Annotated in this window: 16 protein-coding genes and 1 pseudogene; 6 read left to right on the top strand and 11 right to left on the bottom strand. The window is 63.1% G+C overall.

From position 1 onward, the window contains the following. Both NCT03_RS02110 and NCT03_RS02105 read right to left on the bottom strand, forming a co-directional pair. Positions 1 to 198, bottom strand: a pseudogene (locus NCT03_RS02110) (hypothetical protein); the annotation flags it as partial. A 3-nt stretch (positions 199 to 201) separates the two neighbouring features. After that, positions 202 to 882, bottom strand: coding sequence for a FadR/GntR family transcriptional regulator (locus tag NCT03_RS02105; protein ID WP_250491806.1), 681 nt, complete (start codon positions 880 to 882; stop codon positions 202 to 204). Positions 883 to 1,373: 491 nt separating this feature from the next. On the opposite strand from NCT03_RS02105, the gene dgoD reads away from it, so the two are divergent. Further along, positions 1,374 to 2,522: a galactonate dehydratase gene (gene dgoD / locus NCT03_RS02100; RefSeq protein WP_244827048.1), complete on the top strand. Its 1,149-nt coding sequence runs from the start codon at positions 1,374 to 1,376 to the stop codon at positions 2,520 to 2,522. A gap of 39 nt (positions 2,523 to 2,561) precedes the next feature. Here the strand turns inward: dgoD and pabB are convergent, their stop codons facing one another. The 8 genes from pabB to hrcA form a co-directional block, all read right to left on the bottom strand. After that, entirely contained in the window at positions 2,562 to 4,361 is a 1,800-nt protein-coding gene (pabB, locus tag NCT03_RS02095) for an aminodeoxychorismate synthase component I (RefSeq protein WP_250491804.1), read from the bottom strand. Between the two features lie 37 nt (positions 4,362 to 4,398). Beyond that, positions 4,399 to 5,535, bottom strand: coding sequence for a molecular chaperone DnaJ (gene dnaJ, locus NCT03_RS02090; RefSeq protein ID WP_244827046.1), 1,137 nt, complete (start codon positions 5,533 to 5,535; stop codon positions 4,399 to 4,401). A gap of 271 nt (positions 5,536 to 5,806) precedes the next feature. Next, positions 5,807 to 7,771: a molecular chaperone DnaK gene (gene dnaK, locus NCT03_RS02085; RefSeq protein WP_250463099.1), complete on the bottom strand. Its 1,965-nt coding sequence runs from the start codon at positions 7,769 to 7,771 to the stop codon at positions 5,807 to 5,809. Positions 7,772 to 7,937: 166 nt separating this feature from the next. Next, positions 7,938 to 8,342, bottom strand: coding sequence for a thioredoxin family protein (locus tag NCT03_RS02080; RefSeq protein ID WP_250491803.1), 405 nt, complete (start codon positions 8,340 to 8,342; stop codon positions 7,938 to 7,940). Between the two features lie 17 nt (positions 8,343 to 8,359). Continuing rightward, positions 8,360 to 8,950, bottom strand: a complete 591-nt coding sequence (grpE, locus tag NCT03_RS02075) for a nucleotide exchange factor GrpE (protein ID WP_244827044.1) — start codon at positions 8,948 to 8,950, stop codon at positions 8,360 to 8,362. A 576-nt stretch (positions 8,951 to 9,526) separates the two neighbouring features. Next, positions 9,527 to 9,934, bottom strand: coding sequence for an RNA-binding S4 domain-containing protein (locus tag NCT03_RS02070; protein WP_244827043.1), 408 nt, complete (start codon positions 9,932 to 9,934; stop codon positions 9,527 to 9,529). Positions 9,935 to 9,948: 14 nt separating this feature from the next. Then, a complete protein-coding gene (hemH, locus tag NCT03_RS02065; protein ID WP_244827042.1) occupies positions 9,949 to 11,016 on the bottom strand; it encodes a ferrochelatase in 1,068 nt (355 codons plus the stop codon). A 128-nt stretch (positions 11,017 to 11,144) separates the two neighbouring features. Continuing rightward, positions 11,145 to 12,161: a heat-inducible transcriptional repressor HrcA gene (hrcA, locus tag NCT03_RS02060; protein ID WP_244827041.1), complete on the bottom strand. Its 1,017-nt coding sequence runs from the start codon at positions 12,159 to 12,161 to the stop codon at positions 11,145 to 11,147. A gap of 189 nt (positions 12,162 to 12,350) precedes the next feature. On the opposite strand from hrcA, the gene NCT03_RS02055 reads away from it, so the two are divergent. Then, entirely contained in the window at positions 12,351 to 13,244 is an 894-nt protein-coding gene (locus tag NCT03_RS02055) for an NAD kinase (protein ID WP_244827040.1), read from the top strand. 29 nt (positions 13,245 to 13,273) lie between these two features. Further along, complete coding sequence (recN, locus tag NCT03_RS02050; RefSeq protein WP_250491802.1) at positions 13,274 to 14,926, top strand: DNA repair protein RecN; 1,653 nt, start codon at positions 13,274 to 13,276, stop codon at positions 14,924 to 14,926. Between the two features lie 47 nt (positions 14,927 to 14,973). Here the strand turns inward: recN and glnE are convergent, their stop codons facing one another. Then, positions 14,974 to 17,775: a bifunctional [glutamate--ammonia ligase]-adenylyl-L-tyrosine phosphorylase/[glutamate--ammonia-ligase] adenylyltransferase gene (gene glnE, locus NCT03_RS02045; protein WP_250491801.1), complete on the bottom strand. Its 2,802-nt coding sequence runs from the start codon at positions 17,773 to 17,775 to the stop codon at positions 14,974 to 14,976. A gap of 205 nt (positions 17,776 to 17,980) precedes the next feature. On the opposite strand from glnE, the gene NCT03_RS02040 reads away from it, so the two are divergent. The 3 genes from NCT03_RS02040 (at position 17,981) to tldD (ending at position 24,788) form a co-directional block, all read left to right on the top strand. After that, positions 17,981 to 22,303, top strand: a complete 4,323-nt coding sequence (locus NCT03_RS02040; RefSeq protein WP_250491800.1) for a YhdP family protein — start codon at positions 17,981 to 17,983, stop codon at positions 22,301 to 22,303. 57 nt (positions 22,304 to 22,360) lie between these two features. Next, positions 22,361 to 23,188 carry a carbon-nitrogen hydrolase family protein gene (locus tag NCT03_RS02035; protein ID WP_250491799.1) on the top strand — a complete coding sequence of 276 codons (828 nt, stop codon included), beginning with the start codon at positions 22,361 to 22,363 and terminating at the stop codon, positions 23,186 to 23,188. A gap of 133 nt (positions 23,189 to 23,321) precedes the next feature. Beyond that, positions 23,322 to 24,788 carry a metalloprotease TldD gene (gene tldD, locus NCT03_RS02030; protein ID WP_244827035.1) on the top strand — a complete coding sequence of 489 codons (1,467 nt, stop codon included), beginning with the start codon at positions 23,322 to 23,324 and terminating at the stop codon, positions 24,786 to 24,788. Positions 24,789 to 24,919: the final 131 nt, after the last annotated feature.

Below are 24,919 nucleotides of genomic sequence, written 5' to 3'. Positions count from 1 at the left end.
GCCGTGCTCCGTGCGCCGTGCGTCGTGCCTCAAGCGCCGTGCGTCGTGCGTCGTGCGTCGTGCGCCGTGCGCCGAGCGCCGTGAGTCGTGCGCCGCGCGCCGTGCGCCGTGCGTCGTGCGTCGTGCGTCGTGCGTCGTGCGTCGTGCGTCGTGCGTCGTGCGTCGTGCGGCATCGCGCACGATGATCCACCGACGCACGCCTCAACTCTCGATCCGCGACCGCGTCACGCCGAGCAGATCGGCCATTGCGCGGCGAGCGGCGCCAGCATTGCGCGCGATGATCGCATCGAACACCGCCGTGTGTTCGGCAAGCGACGCGTTGTACACCTCCGCGCGCTTCGCGTTCAGCCGAAGCTGGCCTTCCAGCGTGCGTTCGATCAGCGCGCCAAGCGGAATCAGCAACTCGTTGCTGCAGGCGGCCAGCACGCACAAATGAAAATCCAGATCGGCGCGTACCCATTCGTCGACGTTCTGCGCGCCGACCATCGCCTGATGCGCGTTCGTGAGCCGCTCGCGCGTCTGCGCTTCGTGATTGTCAGCGGCGAGCGCGGCTGCGTATGGCTCGATCATCTCGCGCATCTCCTGCAGCTTGAGCGCAAATTGCAGCGGCGGCGCCACGCGCGAGTACCAATCGAGCATGTCGGCATCGAGCAGATTCCACGCATCCCTTGCGCGCACGCGCGTGCCGACCTTGGGCCGCGATTCGATCAGCCCTTTCGATGTGAGCGTGCGCAGCGCCTCGCGCAGCACCGTGCGGCTCACGCCGAAGCGCTCCATCAATTCGGCCTCACGCGGCAACGAAGTCTGCGGCGCGAAATCGCCGCGCAAAATGGCCATGCCGAGTTCGTGAGCGACGCGGCCGTGTAAATCGCGATGAATGATCTCGTTCTCCTGCTCGTTTGCGCACGATTATCGGGCATTGGCTGGGTGTGCTGAAGCGGTTTCCTTGGAACAAAGCGGCTGTGCATGGATAGCGGATGGGCATGCGCGAGCGTCCATATTTCCACCGCTCCACCATCCGACTGTCGTGCACCGATCCGCGACTTCGCCACTCTGCTGTTTCATCGCTCGCACCTTAGTCACTTAACCATCAAGCTACTTACGACTCCCACTACACCAACTCACCACCGAACATCTAGCGAATCTGCGAATCTGCAGATTGGCAAATCCGCCATTCCGCCATTCCGCCATTCCGCCAATGCCTTTCGGCCTTTCAGCCATTCCGCCTTGCCGTCTTGCCGCCTTGCCGCCAATCGCCAATCCGCCAATCCGCCAATCCGCCAATCCGCCAATCCGCCAATCCGCCAATAGTACTATTAATACTACTTCACGCCGCGTTTTGCTAAGATAGCGAACCCGTTCAGGAGACGTCCATGAAAATCACGAAACTGGAAACCTTCATCGTCCCACCGCGCTGGTGCTTCCTCAAGATCGAAACCGACGAGGGCATCACCGGCTGGGGCGAACCCGTTGTCGAAGGACGCGCGCATACCGTCGCCGCCGCCGTCGATGAACTCGCCGACTATCTCATCGGCAAAGACCCGCGACATATCGAAGACTTGTGGCAAGTGATGTATCGCTCGGGCTTCTATCGCGGTGGGCCTATCGGCATGAGCGCGATTGCAGGCGTCGATCAGGCGCTCTGGGACATTCTCGGCAAGCATCATGGCGTGCCGGTTCACGCGCTGCTCGGCGGACAAGTGCGCGACAAGATCAAGGTGTACTCGTGGATCGGCGGCGACCGTCCGAGCGATGTCGCGAACAACGCGCGCGCGGTCGTCGAACGCGGGTTCAAGGCCGTGAAGATGAACGGCTCGGAAGAGCTGCAGATGATCGATACCTTCGACAAGGTGCAAGGCGTCATCGACAACGTGCGCGCCGTGCGTGAAGCGGTGGGACCGAACGTGGGCATCGGCGTCGATTTTCATGGCCGCGTGCACAAGCCGATGGCGAAGGTGCTCGCGCGTGAACTCGATCCGTTCAAGCTGATGTTTATCGAAGAACCCGTGCTGTCGGAAAACGTCGAGGCGCTGCGCGATATCGTCAGTCAGACGAGCACGCCCATCGCGCTCGGCGAAAGGCTCTATTCGCGCTGGGACTTCAAGCACATCCTCGCGGGCGGTTATGTGGACATCATTCAGCCGGATGCGTCGCATGCCGGCGGATTGACCGAGTGCCGCAAGATTGCCTCGATGGCCGAAGCGTACGACGTCGCGCTCGCGCTGCATTGTCCGCTCGGGCCGATTGCGCTTGCCACGTGTCTACAGATCGACGCCGTGAGCTACAACGCGTTCATTCAGGAGCAGAGCCTCGGCATTCACTACAACAAGGGCAATGACCTGCTCGACTACATCAAGAATCCCGAAGTGTTCGCTTATGCGGACGGGATGGTCGCGATTCCTCAAGGACCGGGGCTGGGAATCGAGGTCAATGAAGAGAAGGTGCGCGAAATGGCGAAGATCGGTCACCGGTGGCGCAATCCGGTCTGGCGGCATGCGGATGGAAGCGTGGCCGAGTGGTGATTTCCTGACGCGCTGACGGCTTGTCGAGATCGCGAGCCGTCACCGTCTCATACGCGCCTTCACCCCGCCGCGCAACGCATTGCTGATGAGCAACTCATCGGCGCCCTCGAGGTCTTCGGTCGTCATTACGCGCTCGGCGGCTTCCAGTTCTTCGATCAACACCGCGCGCATCACGCCCGGCAGCACGCCCGCCTCGATGGGCGGCGTCCACCACTTTCCGTCGATGCGCGCAAACACGCTCGACCGCCCGCCTTCCGTAATCTCGCCGCGTTCGTTGCAAAAGAGCATGTCGAACGCGCCCTCCGCTTCCGCCGCTTTCCACGCGCGATCGTAGTCGGCACGATGCGTCGTCTTGTGACGCAACAGCGCGTCGCCGGAGTATCGCGGCGCAAACCCGCGATCCGAAGCGAGCAACACATCCACGCTGTCCGACGCCAACGGCGCAAGCCGCGCGCTCGTCAATGCAAAGCGTCCGCTCTTGTCGAGCGCGATCCGCAACCGATACGGCGCGCCCGCCTCGAAGCCCGCACGATGTTGCGCGAGTTGCGCGTCCAGCTTGCGCTCATCGAACGGAAAACGAAGCCACGCGGCGCTCGCCTTCAAACGCGAAAGATGACGCGCGGCGTGGCGCACGCCGTCATCGCGCGTGGCGTGCGTCGTCTCGAACAACTCGAAGCCGGGGTCCGCGCCCGTCAGAAAGCGCGCCTTCAACAGACACTCTTCGTACTCGCTCGCGGCATCGCTATCGAGCACGATTCCCGCGCCGATACCGATCACGCCGCGCGTGCCGTCGGCATCCACGACGAGCGTGCGGATCGCGACCGACAGACAAAAGTCGCCGCGCGTATCGAGCCAGCCGATCGCGCCGGTATAAAGACCGCGCGGCGTGCTCTCGATCTCGTCGATGAGCTGCATCGTGCGGTATTTCGGCGCGCCCGTGATCGAGCCGCAGGGAAACAGCGCGCGGACGATATCGGCGAACGAAGCGCCCGGTTTCACGCGCGCCTCGATGGTCGACGTCATCTGCCACACCGACGCATAAGCCTCGACCGAGAACAACGCCGGCACATGCACCGAGCCCGTCGCCGCCACGCGCGACATGTCGTTGCGCAACAGGTCGACGATCATCACGTTCTCCGCGCGATTCTTCGGGTCGTCGTGGAGCGCGGCGGGATCGGAGTCGCGTGGCGCGGTGCCTTTCATCGGCCGCGCGCGCAAAAGCGCTCCCTGCTTCTCGACGAACAACTCCGGCGAACACGAGACGACCACGCGGCCGTCCGGCATGGCGATGAACGCGCCAAAGCGCACAGGCTGACGCTCGCGCAAACGCCGATACAACGCGAGCGGCGTGCCGAATACATCGAAATTCAACCGGAACGTGAAGTTGATCTGATACGACTCGCCTTCGCGCAGCGCGTGATGAACGGCGGCGATGGCGGTATCGAATTCGTCGCGCGTGATGCTCGGCTCGATGCCCGCCACGCCCGCCACCGAGGGCGTCTCACAACCGCCATCTCGCGATGCAAGCCACGCGCTGGCTTCGTCGCGAGACATGGGCGCGCACTCGCGGAACATGAGCACTCGCAACGCACGATCCGCGCCGCGCCCGATACCGCCGAACTGGAGATTGCGCCCGAACTCGTAATCCGCGACGACGAGCGCATGCAGGCCGCTCTGGAAATCGGCATCGATGGCCGCGCATACGGCGTCGAGCATGCGCCCGTCTTCGCAGACATGGGCGCGCACGAATCCCGTGTACAAACGACTCGACCGCCTTTCGGCGGTCGCTTCGCAGTCGTCGAGCAGCGCGAACACCGCGCCGCGCTCTTCAGTCTTCATGGCAACACTCGCTGCCGGTCGTGCCACGTCTTACACATCAATCGAAGAAGCTTTTCACGCGGTCGAACCAGCTCTTGCTTTGCGGGCTGTGGCGCGCGCCGCCTTCCGTCAGCGACTTCTCGAACTGCTTGAGCAGATCGCGCTGCTGATCGGTGAGTTTCACGGGCGTTTCGACCTGTACATGCACATACAAGTCGCCCGCAATGCTCGAACGCAAACCCTTGATACCCTTGCCGCGCAACCGGAACGTCTTGCCCGACTGCGTGCCTTCCGGCACCGTGAAGCTCGCGCGGCCCGCCAGCGTCGGCACTTCGATCTCGCCGCCCAGCGCCGCCGTGGTGAATGGAATGGGCATCTGGCAATGCAGGTCGTCGCCGTCACGCTCGAACACCGAGTGCTGCTTGATGTGGATCTCCACATACAAGTCGCCGCTCGGACCGCCATTGAGACCCGGCTCGCCGTTGCCGGCGGAGCGGATACGCATGCCGTCGTCGATGCCCGCCGGAATCTTCACTTCCAGCGTCTTCGTTTCCTTCACCTTGCCCGCGCCGTGGCAGTTCGTGCACGGGTCCGGAACATAGGTGCCGCTGCCGTGACACTTCGGGCACGTCTGCTGGATGCTGAAAAAGCCCTGCGACATGCGCACCTGGCCCTGACCATGACAAGTCGGGCAAGTCTCGGGCTTCGTGCCGGGCTTCGCGCCCGAGCCGTGACAAACATTGCAGTTGGCCCAGCTCGGCACGCGAATCTGCGTGTCGTAGCCGTGCGCCGCCTGCTCCAGCGTGATCTCCATGCTGTAGCGCAGATCCGCGCCGCGATACACCTGCGGACCCGCGCGGCCGCCACGCGCCGCGCCGCCTGCGGCTTGCCCGAAGATGTCGCCGAAGATGTCGCCGAAGGCATCGGCAAAACCGCCGAAGCCCTGCGCGCCCGCGCCGCCCATGTTCGGATCGACGCCAGCGTGGCCGTATTGATCGTAGGCCGCGCGCTTCTGCTGGTCGGAGAGCATTTCGTAGGCTTCCTTCGCCTCCTTGAAATTCTCCTCGGCCTTCTTGTTGTCCGGGTTGCGGTCAGGGTGATACTTCATCGCGAGCTTGCGATACGCCTTCTTGATCTCTTCGTCGCTCGCGTTTTTCGCGACGCCCAGAATGTCGTAGTAATCCCGTTTCGCCATGTCGGTTCGATTCCGCCGCGCTTCTAACCCGACGGTTCCTCTGAGATGCTCCGGGCCATTCGACCCGCGCTTGAAACCTCTGACGCCTCGCCCCAAAACTCGGCTCGAAGCAAGACGCCTCTAAAAACAACGTGCCCGGAGAGCCGTCAGGCTCGCCAGGCGCGTTCCACGTCAGACGCTAGACGCGTCCCGATGCCGGTCTTCGCGTGACGCATACGCGCCGCGAAACGACCAAGGGCGCATGAATGTCGCCACTCACGCGCCCTCCGGCTTAGTCCTTCTTCACTTCCTTGAAGTCGGCGTCGACCACGTCATCGTGCTGCTGGCTCGCACCCGCTTCCGCCGATGCACCCGCGCCCGCCGCACCGGCCGCACCTGCCGCCGCGCCCGCCGCGCCTTGCTGCGCCTGCATGTCGGCGTACATCTTTTCGCCGAGCTTCTGCGATGCCGCCGCCAGTGCTTCGACCTTCGCTTCGATGGTCGCCTTGTCGCTCGCGTTGTCCTTCAGCGCGTCTTCGAGTTCCTTCAACGCAGCTTCGATCTTTTCCTTCTCGCCGGCTTCGACCTTGTCGCCGTACTCGGCAACCGCCTTCTTCGTGCTGTGGACCAGCGCGTCGCCCTGGTTGCGGGCATCGGCCAGTTCACGCAGCTTGTGATCTTCCTCGGCGTTGGCTTCGGCGTCCTTCACCATCTTGTCGATTTCCGCGTCCGTCAGACCCGAGTTCGCCTTGATGGTGATCTTGTTTTCCTTGCCCGTTGCCTTGTCCTTCGCGCCGACGTGCAGAATGCCGTTCGCGTCGATGTCGAAAGTCACTTCGATCTGCGGCACGCCACGCGGCGAAGGCGGAATGCCTTCGAGGTTGAACTCGCCAAGCAGCTTGTTGCCCGCGGCCATCTCGCGCTCACCCTGGAACACCTTGATGGTCACGGCGCCCTGGTTGTCGTCCGCCGTCGAATACACTTGCGCGTGCTTCGTCGGGATGGTCGTGTTCTTGTTGATCATCTTCGTCATCACACCGCCGAGCGTCTCGATGCCGAGCGACAAAGGCGTCACGTCGAGCAGGAGCACGTCCTTGCGGTCGCCCGACAGAACCTGACCTTGAATCGCGGCGCCAACGGCCACGGCTTCGTCCGGGTTCACGTCACGGCGCGGTTCCTTGCCGAAGAATTCCTTCACCTTCTCCTGCACCTTCGGCATACGCGTCATGCCGCCGACGAGGATCACGTCGTCGATATCGCCGACCTTCACGCCCGCATCCTTGATGGCGGTGCGGCACGGTTCGATCGTGCGCTCGATCAGCTCTTCGACGAGCGCTTCGAGCTTGGCGCGGGTGAACTTGAGGTTCAAGTGCTTCGGACCCGACGCGTCAGCCGTGATGTACGGCAGGTTGATGTCGGTCTGAGCCGTCGACGACAGTTCGATCTTCGCCTTTTCCGCCGCTTCCTTCAGGCGTTGCAGCGCGAGCACGTCTTTCGACAGATCGACGCCTTGTTCCTTCTTGAACTCGCCGATGATGTAATCGATGATGCGCTGGTCGAAGTCTTCACCGCCGAGGAACGTGTCGCCATTGGTCGAAAGCACTTCGAACTGCATTTCGCCGTCCACGTCCGCGATTTCGATGATCGAGATGTCGAACGTGCCGCCGCCCAAGTCGAACACGGCGATCTTGCGGTCGCCCTTTTCGGCCTTGTCGAGACCGAAGGCGAGCGCGGCTGCCGTCGGTTCGTTGATGATGCGCTTCACTTCCAGACCGGCGATGCGGCCTGCGTCCTTCGTTGCCTGACGCTGGCTGTCGTTGAAGTACGCCGGGACCGTGATGACGGCTTCCGTAACCGGCTCGCCGAGGTAGTCCTCAGCGGTCTTCTTCATCTTGCGCAGCACTTCAGCGGAAATCTGCGACGGCGCGAGGCTCTTGCCGTGCGCTTCGACCCATGCGTCGCCGTTGTCGTGCTTGACGATCTTGTAGGGCATCAGGCTGATGTCCTTCTGCACTTCCTTCTCGTCGAAGCGGCGGCCGATCAGGCGCTTCACTGCGTATAGCGTGTTGCGCGGATTCGTAACCGACTGACGCTTGGCAGGTGCGCCAACCAGGATTTCGTTGTCGTCGACATACGCGATGATCGACGGCGTGGTGCGCGCGCCTTCCGAGTTCTCGATGACCTTGACCTGATTGCCTTCCATCAGCGCCACGCACGAGTTCGTGGTGCCGAGGTCGATACCAATGATTTTGCCCATTTTTTATACTCTCCTAGCTTTGATCGCTTTAGCGCTGCGGCCGGAAAACGCCGGCTTTTGCGGCCGATTTACCGGGCCGAACGCCCAAATATTCATACCTGTACGCAAGATAAGAACGCGGATTTCGTTTTCAAGACCCTGAAAGCGATGCGGTCTATATCTTTTTTCACTCGGAAGCCTTGCCGCGGATCTTTTCTCGCGCCGCCGCGACCGCCGCTTCGAATTGCGCGAGACCATGCCAGCCGGTGGCGCGCCCGAGACGCTTGCCGCGATGAAAGAAAAACCACGTCGGCACGCCATGCAGCAAAAAGCGCCGTCCCAGTTCCCGATGCTCGTAGACATTGCTGTGAAACCACTTCAGTCCGAGCGCGCGGATTTCATCGGGCTTCGCGAGCATCGCTTTTTTGGCGATTTCGCAGTTGAAGCAGTCGACGCCCCAGAAGAACACGACGGCCAGATCATCGCCTGCCGAAGCCAGCCCGGCGTCGAAACCGGGCGCGTCGAGCTCCTGCATGGCGAAGACCGAAAACGCGGTGGCATCGACGGGAACGCGATTCTCCGAGGCGGCCATGGCGTTCTCGCGGCGCGTTACTTCGGTGCGGCGACGGTGACGAGAGCCGGACGCAGCACGCGATCCGAAATCACGTAGCCTTTTTGCAGCACGGACACGACGGTATTCGCTTCCTGCTCGGCCGGCACCATGGAAATAGCCTGGTGACGATGCGGGTCGAACTTCTCGCCCACCGGATTCAGCGCGGTGACGCGCCCCTTTTCCAGCGCGGCGGTCAGTTGACGCAGCGTGAGTTCGACGCCTTCCCGCACCTTGACGAGATCGGACGATTGATCGGCAAGCGCGGCTTCAAGGCTGTCGAGTACCGGCAGCAGATGTTCGGCAAAGCTTTCGATGGCGAACTTGTGCGCCTTCTGCACATCGTCCTGACCGCGGCGACGCACGTTTTCCGTTTCCGCCTTGGCGCGCAGGAACTCTTCCTGGAGCGCGGCGATCTTCGCCTGCGCTTCGGCCAGCGCGGCTTCGTTCGCGTCCGGCGCGACTTGCGGCGCATCGGCGCCCGTCGGCGCTCCGGTTGCGCCGGCTTGGGTCGGGTCGGCGGCCTGGCGCGCGGTTTCGTCTGCGGGCGTGGGGTTCTGGCTCGCTGGATTCTCTTGCGTGTTTTCCATGTCGCTGAATGTATTGCTGTGAGTGAAATGGATGCGATCGGCCGGGAGTCCTCTTACCGCCGAGAACCAGGCCAGGCTTTTTCGCACTAGCGGCGGAATTTGGGGCATCCGAGGGATTTTCAAGGCTCCAGAAGAGATTTTTCGGACGAAATTTAGCTTTTTTCGCGTGCGCTTCAAACATCGGACAACGGCGGGCCACGCTTGTCGGCTGCGTGACGCGTTAAGTGCAAAATTCGCCACATTTGACTGCGAGAAACACTTCGTAATGGGCGTTTCGTCGCAGTAAGCCAAAATCAGATTGAGGCGATTGCGTTGTTCGCCTACACTTCGAACATGCGTCGCAGGAACACGTTAACCCTAATCCTACGAATGCAGTAACCGCTCAGCCCTTGCCCGTTTCCTTCCGGTTTTCACGACCGGTTATCCCGCTCACCGGGGGTACCATGAAACTGACCTTTGCTATCGCGGTGGTCGCTCTGGTACTGGTTGCGGGAACGACCACCATATGTATGTCCGGCGCTGTCACCGCCCGTAACACCGAGTACGGCGGCGTTCATGCGACCATCGAAAATTACTTCAATCCGAACCTGCCAGTTTGTCGATAATGCGCCGGTCGCGCTTTGTCGGCCTGCCCTGAATTCCGGCAGCCGGCTCGCGAAACGTCTTGCGCCGCTCGGCTTCGGCTAACCGCTTCACTCGGCCCTCTTCCGTTTCCGCGTAAAGCGTCTGGGCCACGCTAGCCGGTCCGCGCACGTCGCACACGCCCTTTACTTCCACTTGCCAGACGATCCGCTCGATATCGATCTCGACGAGATCGCCGACGCGCACGTCCTTCGACGGCTTCACGTTCGCCCCGCCGATCTTCACGCGGCCTTTTTCCACCGCGTCGCTCGCGAGCGAACGCGTCTTGAAGAAGCGCGCCGCCCAAAGCCATTTGTCGATGCGCAGACGCGCGCCCGGTTCCGTCGAAATCGTGTAGTTCATGAATAACCGTTCGTTCAGGCGGCAACCGTCAATGGCTGCACGGCCTGCACCGGCCAGCCTTGCAGATTCTGCGCCGCGATTTCTCCCAGCGCCTTGATCCACGCCGGCGATGCATTCAGGCAAGGAATGCGGTGAAACTGCTTGCCGCCTGCGTGCAGAAATTCGTCGCGCACCTCGATGCCGATTTCCTCGATCGTCTCAAGACAATCCGCCGTGAAGCCCGGACAAAAAACGTCCACGCGCGCAACACCCGCCGCGCCGAGTTCCGCGAGCGTCGGCGCGGTGTATGGCTGCAGCCATTCCGCGCGGCCGAAGCGCGACTGGAACGTGACGCGGCATTCCACCGGCGTGAGCCCCAACGCGGAGGCGAGCAGCGAGCCCGTCAACTGACACTGGTCGTGATATGGGTCGCCGAGATCCATGGTTCGCTTGGGGACGCCGTGAAAACTCAGCACGAGCTTGTCGCCGGCGGCAAAATCCGGCACGCCGTGATGACGCCAGTAATCGCGCACCTGCTCTGCAAGCGCGGATATATACGCCGGATGATCCGCGTAATGACGAATGGTGCGAATCTCGGGCTGATTGCGCACACGCTTGAGCGCGGTAAAGGCGTCGTCGAAAGCGGTCGCGGTGGTCGAAGACGAGTACTGCGGATACATCGGCACCAGGAGAATGCGCTCGGCGCCTTCGAGCTTGAGCTGATTGAGCATGACGCCGATGCCCGGCGTGCCGTAGCGCATCGCGTAGTCGACGAGCACGTGGTAGTCGTTTGCCGCAAAGAGGCGCCGCAAGCCCTCGACCTGCTTCTCCGTATAGACACGCAAGGGCGAGCCTTCCGCCATCCAGACCTGCGCATATTTCTTTGCCGACGCGCGCCCGCGAAACGGCAAGATGATCAACCGCAGAATGATCTGCCAGAGCAAGGAGGGAATCTCGACCACGCGCGGATCAGACAGGAACTGCGCCAGATACTTGCGCACGGCACGCGGCGTGGGCGCGTCCGGCGTGCCGAGATTGATCAGCAGCACCGCGACACGATGCGAAGCGCTAGGCTGCGAAGGCAACTCGAGATCGAAACGCATAGGGCAAGGCGGCCGGAAGTGGTCGAAAGGTGAAACCCATTATAGCGGCGCGTTTCACGCCGCATCATTGGCCGAACGGCCTAGTGGCGGCGCGGCGCGCGGGCCGGCATGATGGGCTGAAGGAAAAGCTATTGAGAACTGAGCGACATGGACAACAGGCGTGCGGTGATATCGACAATGGGAATCACGCGGTTGTAGGCCATGCGCGTGGGTCCAATCACGCCGAGCGTGCCGACGATCTTGCCGTTGACTTCATACGGCGCGGTCACGACGCTCATTTCCTCGATCGGCACCAGATTAGATTCCCCGCCGATGAAAATCTGCACGCCCTGCGCGTGACTCGAAACATCCAGCAATTGCAGGAGGCTCGTCTTTTGGTCGAACAAATCGAACAGCTTGCGCAGCCGCGCCATGTCGGACGAAAGGTCCGCCACTTCGAGCAGATTGCGCTCGCCGGAAATCAGCACGGTCTCGCCCGGATCAGTTTCGGCGGTGCTCGCGACCACGGCGGCCTGCATGAGCGCGGTCATGTCGCCGCGCAATTCGTCGATTTCCTGACGCAGCCGCAGACGCACTTCGTCGAAGGACAGGCCCGCGAAATGCGCGTTGATGTAGTTGGAGGCTTCCGTGAGCTGCGACGGCGAATAGTCGCGCTGCGTCGCCATCATGCGGTTCTGCACATCGCCTTCGGGCGTCACGATGATAAGCAGAATGCGCTTGTCCGACAGCCGCATGAATTCGATCTGCTTGAACATGTGACTGCGGCGCGGCGTGAGGATCACGCCAGCGAACGACGAGAGACTCGACAGCACGCTCGCCGCCGCCGCGACGATCTTCTGCGGCTCCTCGCCTTGCAGGCGCGTCTTGACGGCAGTGGTCATGGCTTCGTCTTGCGGCGCTTCCACGGTGAGCATGGTGTCGACGAAGAGCCGATAGCCGCGCGGCGTGGGAATGCGTCCCGCCGACGTGTGCGGGCTGACGACGAGACCGAGGTCTTCCAGGTCCGACATCACGTTGCGAATGGTCGCGGGACTCAGCTCCAGGCCGGAATGCCGTGATAACGTGCGCGAACCGACCGGCTGACCTTCGGCGATGTAGCGCTCGATCAGCGTTTTGAGGAGGGTTTGTGCACGTGGGTCTAGCATGGGGAAATTTTAGCCTAACGTGTCGTGGCGCGGCGAACGTACCCGCCGCGATGAATCGCTTGTCGAGCGATTCAATGTCCGCTCCATTCTAGCGATAAACAACGGGCGCGCCCCGGCGTGATCGGCTGGCGTCGCAGCCACCCTTCGCGCACGGTTCTTTTCGCCTTCCACCTATGGTGTAATGCCGGCATGGAAATTGGCCAATTCAAGACTGTCGCGCTCATCGGGCGCACCAATACGCCCGGCATCGAGACGCCGCTGCGCCTGCTCGCGGAGCTGATCTCGAAGCAGGGTTTCGAGGTCGTGTTCGAGGCCGGCACCGCGAAGGATGTCGGCGTGACCGATTACCCGGCGCTCTCGGTCGCCGAAATCGGCGCGCGCGCGGACGTGGCGGTCGTGCTGGGCGGCGACGGCACCATGCTCGGCGTGGGCCGCCAGCTTGCGCCGTACAAGACGCCGCTCATCGGCGTGAATCACGGGCGGCTCGGCTTCATCACGGACATCCCGCTCACCGAGATGCGCGAGATCGTGCCTCAGATGCTCGCCGGACAGTTCGAGCGCGAGGAACGCAGCCTGCTCGAAGCGCGTATCGTGCGCAACGACAAGCCCATCTATCACGCGCTCGCCTTCAACGATGTCGTGGTCAATCGCAGCGGCTTTTCAGGCATGGCGGAACTGCGCGTGTCGGTGGATGGCCACTTCATGTACAACCAGCGCTCGGATGGTCTGATCGTCGCGACGCCCACTGGCTCGACCGCCTACGCGCTTTCGTCGGCGGGGCCGATTCTTCATCCGCAGTTGCAGGGCTTCGTGCTCGTGCCGATTGCGCCGCATTCGCTCTCGAATCGTCCGATCGTGCTGCCCGACGACTCCAAGGTGACCATTCAGTTCATCGGCGGGCGCGATGTCAACGTGAACTTCGACATGCAGTCGTTCACGGCCGTCGAGCTGAACGACGCCATCGAAGTGCGGCGCTCACGGCACACGGTGCCGGTGCTGCATCCGGTCGGCTACAGCACGTACGCCACGCTGCGCAAAAAGCTGCACTGGAACGAGCATCCCTCGCAAGACTCCGCCCTCTGAAGCGCTCACCACGCCCTTTCCAAGCGTCCATGCTCCGTCATCTCTCCATTCGGGACTTCGTCATCGTTGCCGCGCTGGATATCGAGTTCGACTCCGGCTTCACGGTTTTTTCGGGTGAAACCGGCGCAGGCAAATCCATCCTGATCGACGCCCTCGCGCTCACGCTCGGCGCCCGCGCCGACGCGAGCGTCGTGCGCACGGGCGAAGCGCGCGCCGACATCACCGCTGAATTCACCACGCACGCGCAAGTGGCGCGCTGGCTGGACGAGCACGCGCTCTCGCAAGACAGCGACACCGTCATGTTGCGCCGCGTGATCGATTCCGGCGGCCGCTCGCGCGCGTTCATCAACGGCACTCCGGCCACGCTCACGCAACTGCGCGAAGTGGGCGAAATGCTCGTCGACATCCACGGCCAGCACGCGCATCAATTGCTGATGCGCCCCGACGCGCAACGCGAACTGTTCGACACGCACGCCGGTCTCGTCGACACAGCGAGCACCGTGAATCGCGCGTGGCGTGCGTATCGCGAGGCCCAGCAGGCCGTAGAAGCCGCGCAAAGCCGCGACCGCGAACTGCAACTGGAACGCGAGCGTCTCGCATGGCAGTTGAGCGAGTTCGACAAGCTCGCGCCGCAGCCGGGCGAATGGGAGGAAGTGAGCGCGGAGCATCATCGGCTCTCGCACTCGGCAAGTCTAATCGACGGCGTGCAAAGCGCGCTGTCCGCATTGTCCGAATCCGACGAAGCCATGATTTCCCAACTCGCCGCCATCATCACGAAGCTGCGCGATCTGGCCGATATCGATCCCGCGTTGAGCGACGTGCTCGCCTCGCTCGAACCCGCCGAGATTCAGTTGCAGGAAGCGTCGTACTCGCTTTCGCACTACGCGCAGCGCCTCGAACTCGATCCCGACCGGCTCGCGCAGGTCGAGCGTCGCATGGATCAGCTTCACTCGACGGCGCGCAAGTTCCGCCTTCAGCCCGAAGCGCTGCCCGAGGAACATGAAGCGCGCCGCAGCCAGCTAGCGGAACTCGATGCCGCCGCGGACCTCGACGCGCTCAACGCGGTCGCCGAGAAAGCGAAGGACGCTTATCTCGCGGATGCAAAAGTGCTGTCGAAGGCGCGCGCGAAAGCGGCCAAGACTTTGTCGAAGGCAGTCACCGAAGGCATGCAGGAATTGTCGATGGCGGGCGGCAGCTTCGAAGTCGCGCTCGTGCCGCTCGCGGAAGGCGGCGCAAACGGGCTGGAACAGATCGAGTTTCGCGTGGCGGGCCACGCTGGCGTCGCGTTACGGCCGCTCGCGAAGGTCGCATCGGGCGGCGAACTCGCGCGCATCAGCCTCGCGCTCGCCGTGATCGCGAGCACCGCGAGCCCGACGCCCACGCTGATCTTCGACGAAGTGGATACGGGCATTGGCGGCGGCGTGGCGGAAGTGGTCGGACGGCACTTGCATCAACTCGGACGCGACCGGCAAGTGCTGTGCGTCACGCACTTGCCGCAAGTCGCGGCGCGCGGCGATCAGCATTTCCAGGTGGCGAAAACTTCCGACGATGCCGGCGGCACGGTCAGCACGGTGACGCCGCTCGACAAGTCGAAACGCATCGAAGAAGTGGCGCGGATGCTTGGAGGAATCGAAATCACGGCGACGACACGCAAGCATGCAAAGGAGATGCTCGCGGCTTGAGGCGCGGGCGAACGAGGCGGCGCAAAAACGCTGCGCCGCCTTCCACCTTACTCGGCAATCGAGAACACGCGTCTCCACAACGCCGTCACCGCTTCCCTTTCGCCCTTTACCGCATCCGGCGCGACGCGCGCCTTCTCCATTCCATCGAGCCGCAGCGTGTGCTGCAGCTTGCGGTAGTGCCGGTACACCGCGCCAATCGTTTCCGCTTCGTCCGCGCTGATCAACCCGCTCTGCGCCGCGATCTTGAGCAAGGTGATATTGCCCGCATTGCGCACGAACTCGCGATGCTCGCGCGAGTGCAGCAACACCCAGTACTGCACGATGAACTCGATATCCACCATCCCGCCGCGATCGTGCTTCAGATCGAACAATTCGCTGCGATTGGGATGCCCCGCCGCCACACGCTCGCGCATCGCGACGATTTCGCGGGCAAGCAATGCCGCATCGCGCTCCATCACCAGCACGTCCGCGCGAATGGCTTCGAAGTGCGCGCCGATCTCGGCGTCGGCGGCGCTGTAGCGAGCGCGCGAAAGCGCCTGATGCTCCCAGACCCACGCGGTATTCGCGGCATCGCCTTCACGTATCTGATAGCGGCGAAACGACTCCAGACTCGTCACCAGCAAACCCGATTCGCCGTTCGGCCGTAGACGCAAGTCCACATCGAACAGCGTGCCCGCGCCGGTCGCCGCCGTGAGCCACGTGATGAGACGGCGCGCGAACATCGCGTAAATGTCGGCGGCGCTGTCGTTCGAATCGTCGGGATCGTCGTAGAGAAAGATCAGATCGAGATCGGACGCATAACCCAGTTCCTTGCCGCCGAGCTTTCCATACGCGATGACGGAGAAGCGCGGCGTATCGCGATGCCGCTTCGAAAACTGCCGCCAAACCGTCTGCACGGTTACGTCGAGCACGGCATCGGCGAGTTCGGACAGACGGTCGCTCACATGTTCCACCGACAGATGTCCCGCCAGATCGATCAGCAGGATGCGGAACACTTCGGCCTGATGCGCGTGACGCAGCAAGTCCATCTGATGCTCCGCGTCCTCCGCTGCCGCAAGCCGGGCGAGCAGCGAACGCTTGAACCCATCCCAGTCGAACGGGCTGGCAATGGCTTCGTCATCGAGCAATTCGTCCAGCAATTGCGGATGGCGAATGAGATAACCCGCCGCCCAGCGCGAGCCGGACAACACGGACAGCACGCGTTCGAGCGCCGCCGGATATTCAGTCAGAAGCGCGAGATACGCGCCGCGTTTGCCGATGGCTTCGAGCAAGTCGAAAAGCCGCGCGATCACATCGCCGCGACGCGCGGCATCGATCGACTGCACGACTTCGAGCGCGCGCTGCGCGACCACGTCGAAGCGCTCGCGGCTGTGCTCGTTCAGGCTCGCGTAACGCGTGGAGTTCCACACGCCCGTTAGACGCGCGAGCACCGGCGCCGGGTCCGCGAAGCCGAGTTCGGACAGACGGCCGGCGAGTTCTTCCTGTGCGGAATCGTCGGCGAGCGCGCTGCTCCAGATCCACGATGCAGCCGAATCGTCCGACACGCCGCAGCCGTTTTCACCGCCGATCTTGTCGGCGAAGATGGCATCGAACTGTTGTTCGACGAATTCGCGATGCGCATCGAGCTTGTCCATCAACGCGGCGTAGTTCGCAAATCCGAGCGATGACGCGAGCAACGCGCGCTCGTCGTCGGCAACCGGCATGGCATGCGTCTGCGCGTCGTTGCGATACTGCAGCCGATGCTCCACCGTGCGCAAAAACAGATACGCGTCGGTGAGCGAGTCGCACACGTTCTGCGCGATCAGCCCGTGCGCGGCGGCGCGTTCGAGCACCTTGAGCGTCGGACGAATGCGAAAATCCGCCGCCTGTCCGCCGCGAATCAACTGGAAAACCTGCGCGCTGAACTCGATCTCGCGGATACCGCCGCGTCCGAGCTTGATGTCGTCGGCCTTGTCGGGACGCATGGACGCGCGCCGCCGCGCTTCCTGCCGAATCTGCAGATGCAGCGAGCGAATCGCGGCGATCACGCCGTAGTCGAGGTATCGCCGATAGATGAACGGCGTCGCAATGGCTTCGAGTTGTTTGACGAGACGGCGCGCGGCATCGCTCTTCGTCTCCGAGACGACGCGCCCCTTGATCCACGCGTAGCGTTCCCATTCCCGCCCTTGCACATAGAAATACTCTTCGAGCATGCCGAGACTGCACACGAGCGGACCCGAATCGCCGTTGGGACGCAACCGCATGTCGACGCGAAACACGTAGCCGTCTTGCGTCATCTCCGCGAGCGCGCCGATCACGCGCCGCCCGAGCCGTGTGAAGAATTCCTGCACCGAGAGCGGCGAGCGCTTGCCGCCGGCGGTTTCGCCATCGTCTTCATAAACGAAGATCAGATCGATATCCGACGACGCGTTCAGTTCGCGCCCGCCAAGCTTGCCCATGCCGACGACGCCGAGCGTAAGCCGTTCGCCTTCGGGTGAGCGCGGCTCGCCGAAGAGCGCTTCGAGGTCGGCCGCGAGTACCGCGATGGCGCGTTGGATCGTTACTTCGGCGAGATCCGTCATTGCGCCGGTGACTTCGGCGACATCCGCCGTGCCCGCTAGATCGCGCTCCATCGCCGTGCAGAAAACCTCCATGCGCAAGCGGCGCAACGCCGTCTTGAGCGCGGCTTCATCGAGCGTGCCGGTTTCGACGCACGGCACGCAATGAGCGTCGAGGCGCGCTTCGATCCATTGCCGCGTGATCGGCGTCCTTGCCCACTGGGCGACATCGGAGGCTAGTTCCGGACGCGCCGAATAGGCGCGCGACGCGTAGTTGGAATAGCTGGAACTGAGGAGTTTCGCGTCGGTCATGAAAGGGTAGGCTCGCTCGTTGCTTGGTACAGAAGCTGATCGTACACCGGCAGCGAAGCGGTTTGAACCAACGGTCCGCGAGGCTTGTCCGAAGCGGCTCCGAGAGACTTTTCCAGAGCGGCGCGGCCAAGCCTTGCCCGCTTTTCCCTGTGTTACATTGCAGCGTCAAACACGCAAAACTACCATATCGCCGACTAGCCGCAGCATGTCCGACAGCAGACGATCCGTCGACCCGACCGAAGTTGGACAAGCCCAGCCCAGCGGCAACGCCGAGCGCGTGCTTTCACGCGTCTTCAAAATCGTTCTCGTGTTCGCAGCCGTGGTGTACTTCGCGGTTGCGGGCATCTATCTCGCGCTGCGCTATATCGTGTTGCCGCAGGTCGATTCGTTCCGGCCGCGCATCGAGCAACTCGTCTCCTCGCGCATTCACGCGCAGCTACATATCGGCCGGATCACGGCGGTCATGGCGGGTGCGCAACCCACCTTTCTGATCGACAATCTGCGTATCGACGCCGCCGACGGATCGCCCGGCGTAGCGGTGCCGCATGCGCGCGCGAGCATCGCGTGGGGCTCGCTGCTGCATCTTCGGCCGAAGCTTGCCGATCTTACCGTCGATGGTCCCGATGTCATCGTCGCGCGCAATGCCAAGGGTGAACTGACCGTGGCGGGCGTGCCTGTTCCCACGCATCGCACGGGTTCTGGCGCGTTCACGAACTGGCTGCTCGGACAAGACCGCATTCGTCTGCGCGACGGCACGCTGCGTTGGCGCGATGCCGAACGCGACGCGCCCGAAGTGGCGTTCAAGCGCCTGCAACTGACGATCCTCAACGACGGCTTGCGGCATCGGCTCGCACTCGATGCACCCGCCGACGGCGACGTGCTGCACGGCCCGCTCGATGTGCGCGCGGACTTTCGCCACGAGCCGTTCACCGCGATGGGCGCGCCCGCGAACTGGACCGGACGTCTCTACGTTTCCACCGGGCCGCTCGACCTGCCGACGCTCGGCCGCTACGTGAAGCTGCCTTTTCAGATCTACGATGGCCGCGTCGAAAACCGTATCTGGGTGGACTTCGCGCGCGGCCAGTTGCAAAAGGCAGGCGGCGATCTGAACGGCGGCAACGTCGCGCTGCGCGTGCGCGCCACGCAGCCGCGCCTCGAATTGCCGATTGCGCGCTTCGACTGGACCATCGACAAGAACGACACGGCCTACACGCTGAATCTGTCCGACATCCATGCCGAACTCGGTCAGCCCGCGCTCTCGGACGGCACGCCGGTCGCGCGTCTTCTGGCGGCGCATACGCTCACGGGCACGTACCGGCCGGCATCGGTTGGCAAGGGATTGATGTTTCGCGTCGCGGGCGATCACGTCGATCTCGGCATCCTCGCGGACTTCGTGCGGGCGCTGCCCGTGCCGCCGCGCGTGCTCAACGAACTCGTGCGCTTCAATCCGCGCGGGCAGATTGCGAACTACTCGATCTACACGGAGCGCGCGGCGCCGCGCAATGAAGAAGAGGTAAAGCAGCAGCACGAAAAAGGCGACGCCAAGCTCTTGCACTTCACGCTCAAGGCCGACTTGCAGGGAATCAGCGTGCAGGCGCAGGAACCGCCGCCGGGACTTACCGTGAACAACCATCCGCGTGCGGGCATTCCGGGCATCGAAAATCTGTGGGGTCATGTCGATGCCAACGAGGCGCAAGGCGCTGTCGACATCGATACGAAAAATGCGGCCATCACCATTCCCGGCGCGTTCGATGATCCGCGTCTGACCTTCGATACGCTGCAAGGCCACGCAACCTGGACCGTCGCCGATGAAATCGCGCCCGGCGAATTGCGCCGCGCATTCACCATTCACCTCGACACGCTGCGTGTGAAGAACGCCGATGCCGAAGGCGACGTCACCGCTTCGTATTGGAATCAAGGCCACGGGCGCGGCAATCTCGATCTCAAGGCGAAAATCGCGCACATGCAGGTCACAAGGCTCGTGCGCTATCTGCCGACGAGTCTCAACGAACGCGTGCGCGTCTATCTCGGGCATGCGCTGCAAGCGGGCGTGGCGCGCAACAGCGTGCTCGAAGTGCATGGCGACCTCACCAAGTTCCCGTATGCAAAGGCGCCGGACGCGGGCGTGTTTCGCATCGAGGCGCCGTTCACCGGCGGCCGTTTCGATCCGACGCCGTTCCCGCCGCGCAAACTCGCCAACGGCATGCCGAGCATCTGGCCGGGTTTTGACGGGATCGACGGCACGTTCAAGCTCGCGCAAAACAAACTGCGCTTCGATGTCGAGCGCGGACATTATCGCGGCGTGAAGGTATCGAATCTGAGCGGGCGAATCGACGATACCGGCGACCGCGAATCGAAACTGTGGATCGACGGGCAAGCGCGCGGACCGCTCTCGGACATGCTTCAGTATGTCGACGACAGTTCGCTCGGCCTGATGGCCAAGCACGCCACGCGCAAGCTGCAAGCTAAAGGCGATGCCGCGCTCGCGCTCACGCTCGGCATTCCGCGATTCCGGCCGCCGCCGCCCGCGCCGCCGCTTCGCACCGAATACAAAGGCTCGCTCACGTTCGCGGACAACGAAGTCGCTTATGGCAATCTGCCGCCGCTCGAACATCTGCGCGGCAAGGCGAATTTCGCGGCGAAGACCGTGACGCTCGACGGACTGAACGCGCAACTGCTCGGCGGCGACGTGCGCGCGAAAGGCGGCGTGCAACCGGACGGCAGCTACACGTTCGATGTGAACGGGCGCATCGGCGCGGACGCGGCACAGCGTCTGAACACGCGCATCACGCCGCAGGTCGCGCAGTTCCTGAAGCGCATCGACGGTTCCGCGCCGTATCAGGCGCACGTGCATGGCGTGAAGAACGCGTTGCCTGTCGTGCAGGCGAGTTCGGATCTGACGGGCATCGGCTTCGATCTGCCCGCGCCGTTCGGCAAGGCAAAGGGCACGCCCATGCCGTTCGCTTTCACCTTTCAGCCCGCGCCTGGCGGGCCTTCGGATCTGCATGACGCGCAACTCACGTTCGGGCCCGTGCAGGCGCATTACTCGCTGCAGCAAATCGGCCGCGCGCAGGTCACGGTCGATCCGCAGAACCCCGCCGAGCCGATGAACATGCGCGCCCGGCTGAAGGTTGCGCGCGGCGCGATCGCCGTGAACAAGCCAGCGGCGTTGCCCGCCGAAGGCGTGTCGGCGTCCTTCGATATGGACACGCTCGATGCCGACGCGTGGCGCAAATTCATCGCCGATATCAACGCATCCGCGAGCGCTTTACCCGTGGCCGATACAGCCGCGCCCGCCTCGCCACCGATGAACGATATGGTCAGGCAGTTCATCCCGACGCGTGCCGACATCCACTTCACCACGCTCAAGCTGCTCGACCGCCGCTGGGACAACGTGCGGATCGGCGCGAACGAAGAGCCGGCGAATCGCAAATGGCAGGCGAACGTGGCGTCGAATCAGGTGACGGGCACGCTCGCGTTCACGCCGGGCGCGCTCAAGGGAAGTCCGGGCGCATTGCAGGCGCGCCTCGACAAAGTGGTCATTCCCGAGAAGATAGCGGCGACGAACGCGCCGGACGAACGCATCGTGAGCAAGCCGCCGCGCAACATGCCCGCGATCGATCTCATCGTGAACGAGCTCGTATATCGCGAGCACGATCTCGGCCGGCTTCAGGTCGATGCGCATAACGAAGTCGTCGCCGATCAACCCGTCTGGACGCTCGACAAGCTCGAACTCGCGAACCCCGACGCCACGCTCACCGCAAACGCGACGTGGCGCACGCTGCCGGGCGGCGTGGTCTCGACCGCCGTGAAACCCGCGAACGACGACACCCTTCCGCGCCGCACGGCACTCGACTTCAAGCTCGACGTGAACGACGCCGGTCAGTTGATCGACCGCTTCGGTCTGCCGCGCACGGTCAATCACGGCGCGGGCACGGTGTCCGGTCACGCGGCGTGGAACGGCGGCCCGACGACAGTCGATCCAAATTCGCTCGATGGCAACGTCGCTGTCGATTTGCGTCACGGCCAAATTCTGCGCGCGCCCGGCGCCGCGAAATGGCTCGGCATCTTCAGCTTGCGCAGCCTTGCGAATCTGCTCACGCTGCATTTTCAGGATGTCGTCGGCAAGGGACTGCCGTTCGAGAAAGTCACGGGCGACGCGCATATCGAACAGGGCATCGCGAGGACGGACGATCTGGTGATGATCACATCGCCCGCGCGCGTGCAGATGCAAGGGCTCGTCGACCTGCCACAACGCACGCAGGATTTGCACGTTAAGGTCATACCGACCGTCGGCGCGGGCGCGGTCGCAATCGGCGCGGCGGTCATCAATCCGCTGCTCGGTCTGGGCGCGCTGGCCGCCGATCTCGCATTGTCGAAGTCCATTCAAAAGGCGTTCGAACTCGACTATTCGATCACCGGTCCCTGGTCCAAACCCGTCGTTCAGCGCCTGCGGGGCGATCAGGGTAAGATCGAAACACCTGCCGCCGCCGCTGTCCCTGCTGCCGTACCAGCAGTCGCTCCGTGAAGGCGTCACGGTTCCGCCCTATTTTCGTCACCTTTTTTGGCAAACGCGCACAAAAATATGAACGATAAATCGAGCGAAAGCGCGAATTTCCGCGTCGCCGCGCTGCAGATGGTCAGCGCGCCGGACCGCGATCGCAACCTGACCGAAGCCGGCCGGCTGATCGCGGAAGCCGCGCGCGACGGCGCCCAACTCGTGCTCCTGCCCGAATACTTCTGCTACATGGGCTTCAAGGACACCGACAAACTCGCCATTCGCGAGACGCCGGGCGCGGGTCCGATCCAGCAATTCTTGTCCGATGCGGCGCGCGAGCATCGCGTGTGGGTGATCGGCGGGACTTTGCCGTTGCAGTCGGCGGAGCCGGATCGCGTGCTGAACACCACGCTCGTGTTCGACCCCGCCGGCAAGCAGGTTGGGCGCTACGACAAGATTCATCTTTTCAATTTCGAGAAAGGCGAGGAATCGTTCGACGAAGCGCGCACCATCTGTCCCGGCAGCGAAGTGCGGACTTTCGACGCGCCATTCGGACGAGTCGGCCTTTCGGTGTGCTACGACCTGCGATTCCCGGAGCTGTACCGAAAAATGGGCGACTGCGCGTTGATGGTCGTCCCCTCCGCGTTCACCTACACGACCGGCAAGGCACATTGGGAAATCTTGCTACGCGCCCGCGCCATTGAAAACCAGTGCTACGTCCTCGCCGCGGCACAAGGCGGCAAACATGAAAACGGCCGGCGCACTTTCGGCCACAGCATCCTGATCGACCCTTGGGGCGAAATCATCGACGTGCGCGACGAAGGCGCGGGCGTCGTGGCCGGCCAGATCGATCCGGCGAGCATCGCGTCAGTGCGACAGAGCTTGCCGGCGTATCGGCATCGCGTGATCGGCTGAGACGCGCGCGCCAAGTATCTTGAAAATAGGTTTTCCGACGGTCTTGAAAGCGCGATTTTTTCTCCGCACATGACCGAACCCCGTCAGCCATTAGAATGGTCTGAAATATCACCGAACTCGCAACAGGCACCGCATGAACATCATCGAACCCGGCATTAGGAATCTGGTCACGGCGAAGGACGTTTTGCTTACGCCGTATGGCCTCGACGAGGGGCTTATCACGCGTACGCTTGCGGAAATTTTCACGCATCGCGTCGATTACGCCGACCTCTATTTTCAGTCCACGCGCAGCGAAGCGTGGAGTCTGGAAGAAGGCATCGTCAAATCGGGCAGCTTCAGCATCGATCAGGGCGTCGGCGTGCGCGCCGTTTCGGGCGAGCGCACGGCTTTCGCCTATTCCGACGATCTTTCGCCCGAATCGATTCGCCAGGCGGCGCACGCAACACGCGCGATCGCCAAGGCGGGCGGCGGCAAGCACAAAATCAAGTCGGCGAGCACGCTCACGGGCGTGTCGGGCCGCGATCTGTATTTGCCCGCCGATCCGCTGCATTCGCTCGATTCCGACGCGAAGGTGAAGCTGCTGGAGCGCGTCGAGCAGATGGCGCGCGGCCGCGATCCGCGCATCACGCAAGTCATGGCCGGGCTCGCCGGTGAATACGACGTCGTGCTGGTGGCGCGCAGCGACGGCGCGCTCGCCGCCGACGTGCGACCGCTCGTGCGCGTATCGGTCACGGTGATCGCCGAGCAAAACGGACGCCGCGAGATCGGCACGGGCGGCGGTGGCGGACGCTTCGACTACGGCTATTTCACCGACGACATCCTGAACCGCTACGTCGACGACGCGGTGCACGCGGCGCTGGTGAACCTGGAAGCGCGTCCGGCACCCGCAGGCGCCATGACCGTCGTGCTCGGGCCGGGCTGGCCGGGCGTGCTCTTGCACGAAGCGATCGGGCACGGGCTGGAAGGCGACTTCAACCGCAAGGGATCGTCGGCGTTCGCGGGTCGTATTGGCGAACAGGTCGCGGCGAAGGGCGTGACCGTGGTCGATGACGGCACGCTGCCGAATCGGCGCGGCTCGCTCAACATCGACGACGAAGGCAATCCGACGCAGTGCACGACGCTGATCGAGGACGGCATTCTCAAGGGCTACATTCAGGATTCGCTCAACGCGCGTTTGATGAAGATGCCCGTGACGGGCAACGCGCGCCGCGAATCCTACGCCGCCCTGCCGATGCCGCGCATGACCAACACGTACATGCTCAACGGCGACAAGGACCCGAAGGAGATTCTGGCTTCGGTGAAGAAAGGCTTGTACGCGGTGAATTTCGGCGGCGGTCAGGTAGATATCACCAACGGCAAGTTCGTGTTTTCGGCGTCCGAGGCGTACATGATCGAGGACGGCAAGATCACGTATCCGGTGAAGGGCGCGACCTTGATCGGCAGCGGACCGGAATCGCTCAAATACGTGACGATGATCGGTAACGACATGTCGCTGGATACGGGCGTCGGCGTGTGCGGCAAGGAAGGCCAGAGCGTGCCGGTGGGCGTTGGGCAACCGACGTTGCGCATCGAAAAAATGACGGTGGGCGGCACGGTTTAATGTTTTCGATGCGGGCTTTCCGCGTCGCTTCGGGCTGGGTTTGCGATTGCACGGGCCGGCGATGCGGGATTCCCGCGTTCTTCGAGTAGAAGGCTTGCCAGCGCCGCGTGTTTGCGGTTATAAAAGCAGCT

The sequence above is a fragment of the Caballeronia sp. GAWG1-1 genome, from assembly GCF_023631465.1.
Taxonomy (GTDB): Bacteria; Pseudomonadota; Gammaproteobacteria; order Burkholderiales; family Burkholderiaceae; genus Caballeronia.
Note: the sequence above shows the minus strand (reverse complement) of the source record. Positions and strands in the feature narration are given on the sequence as shown.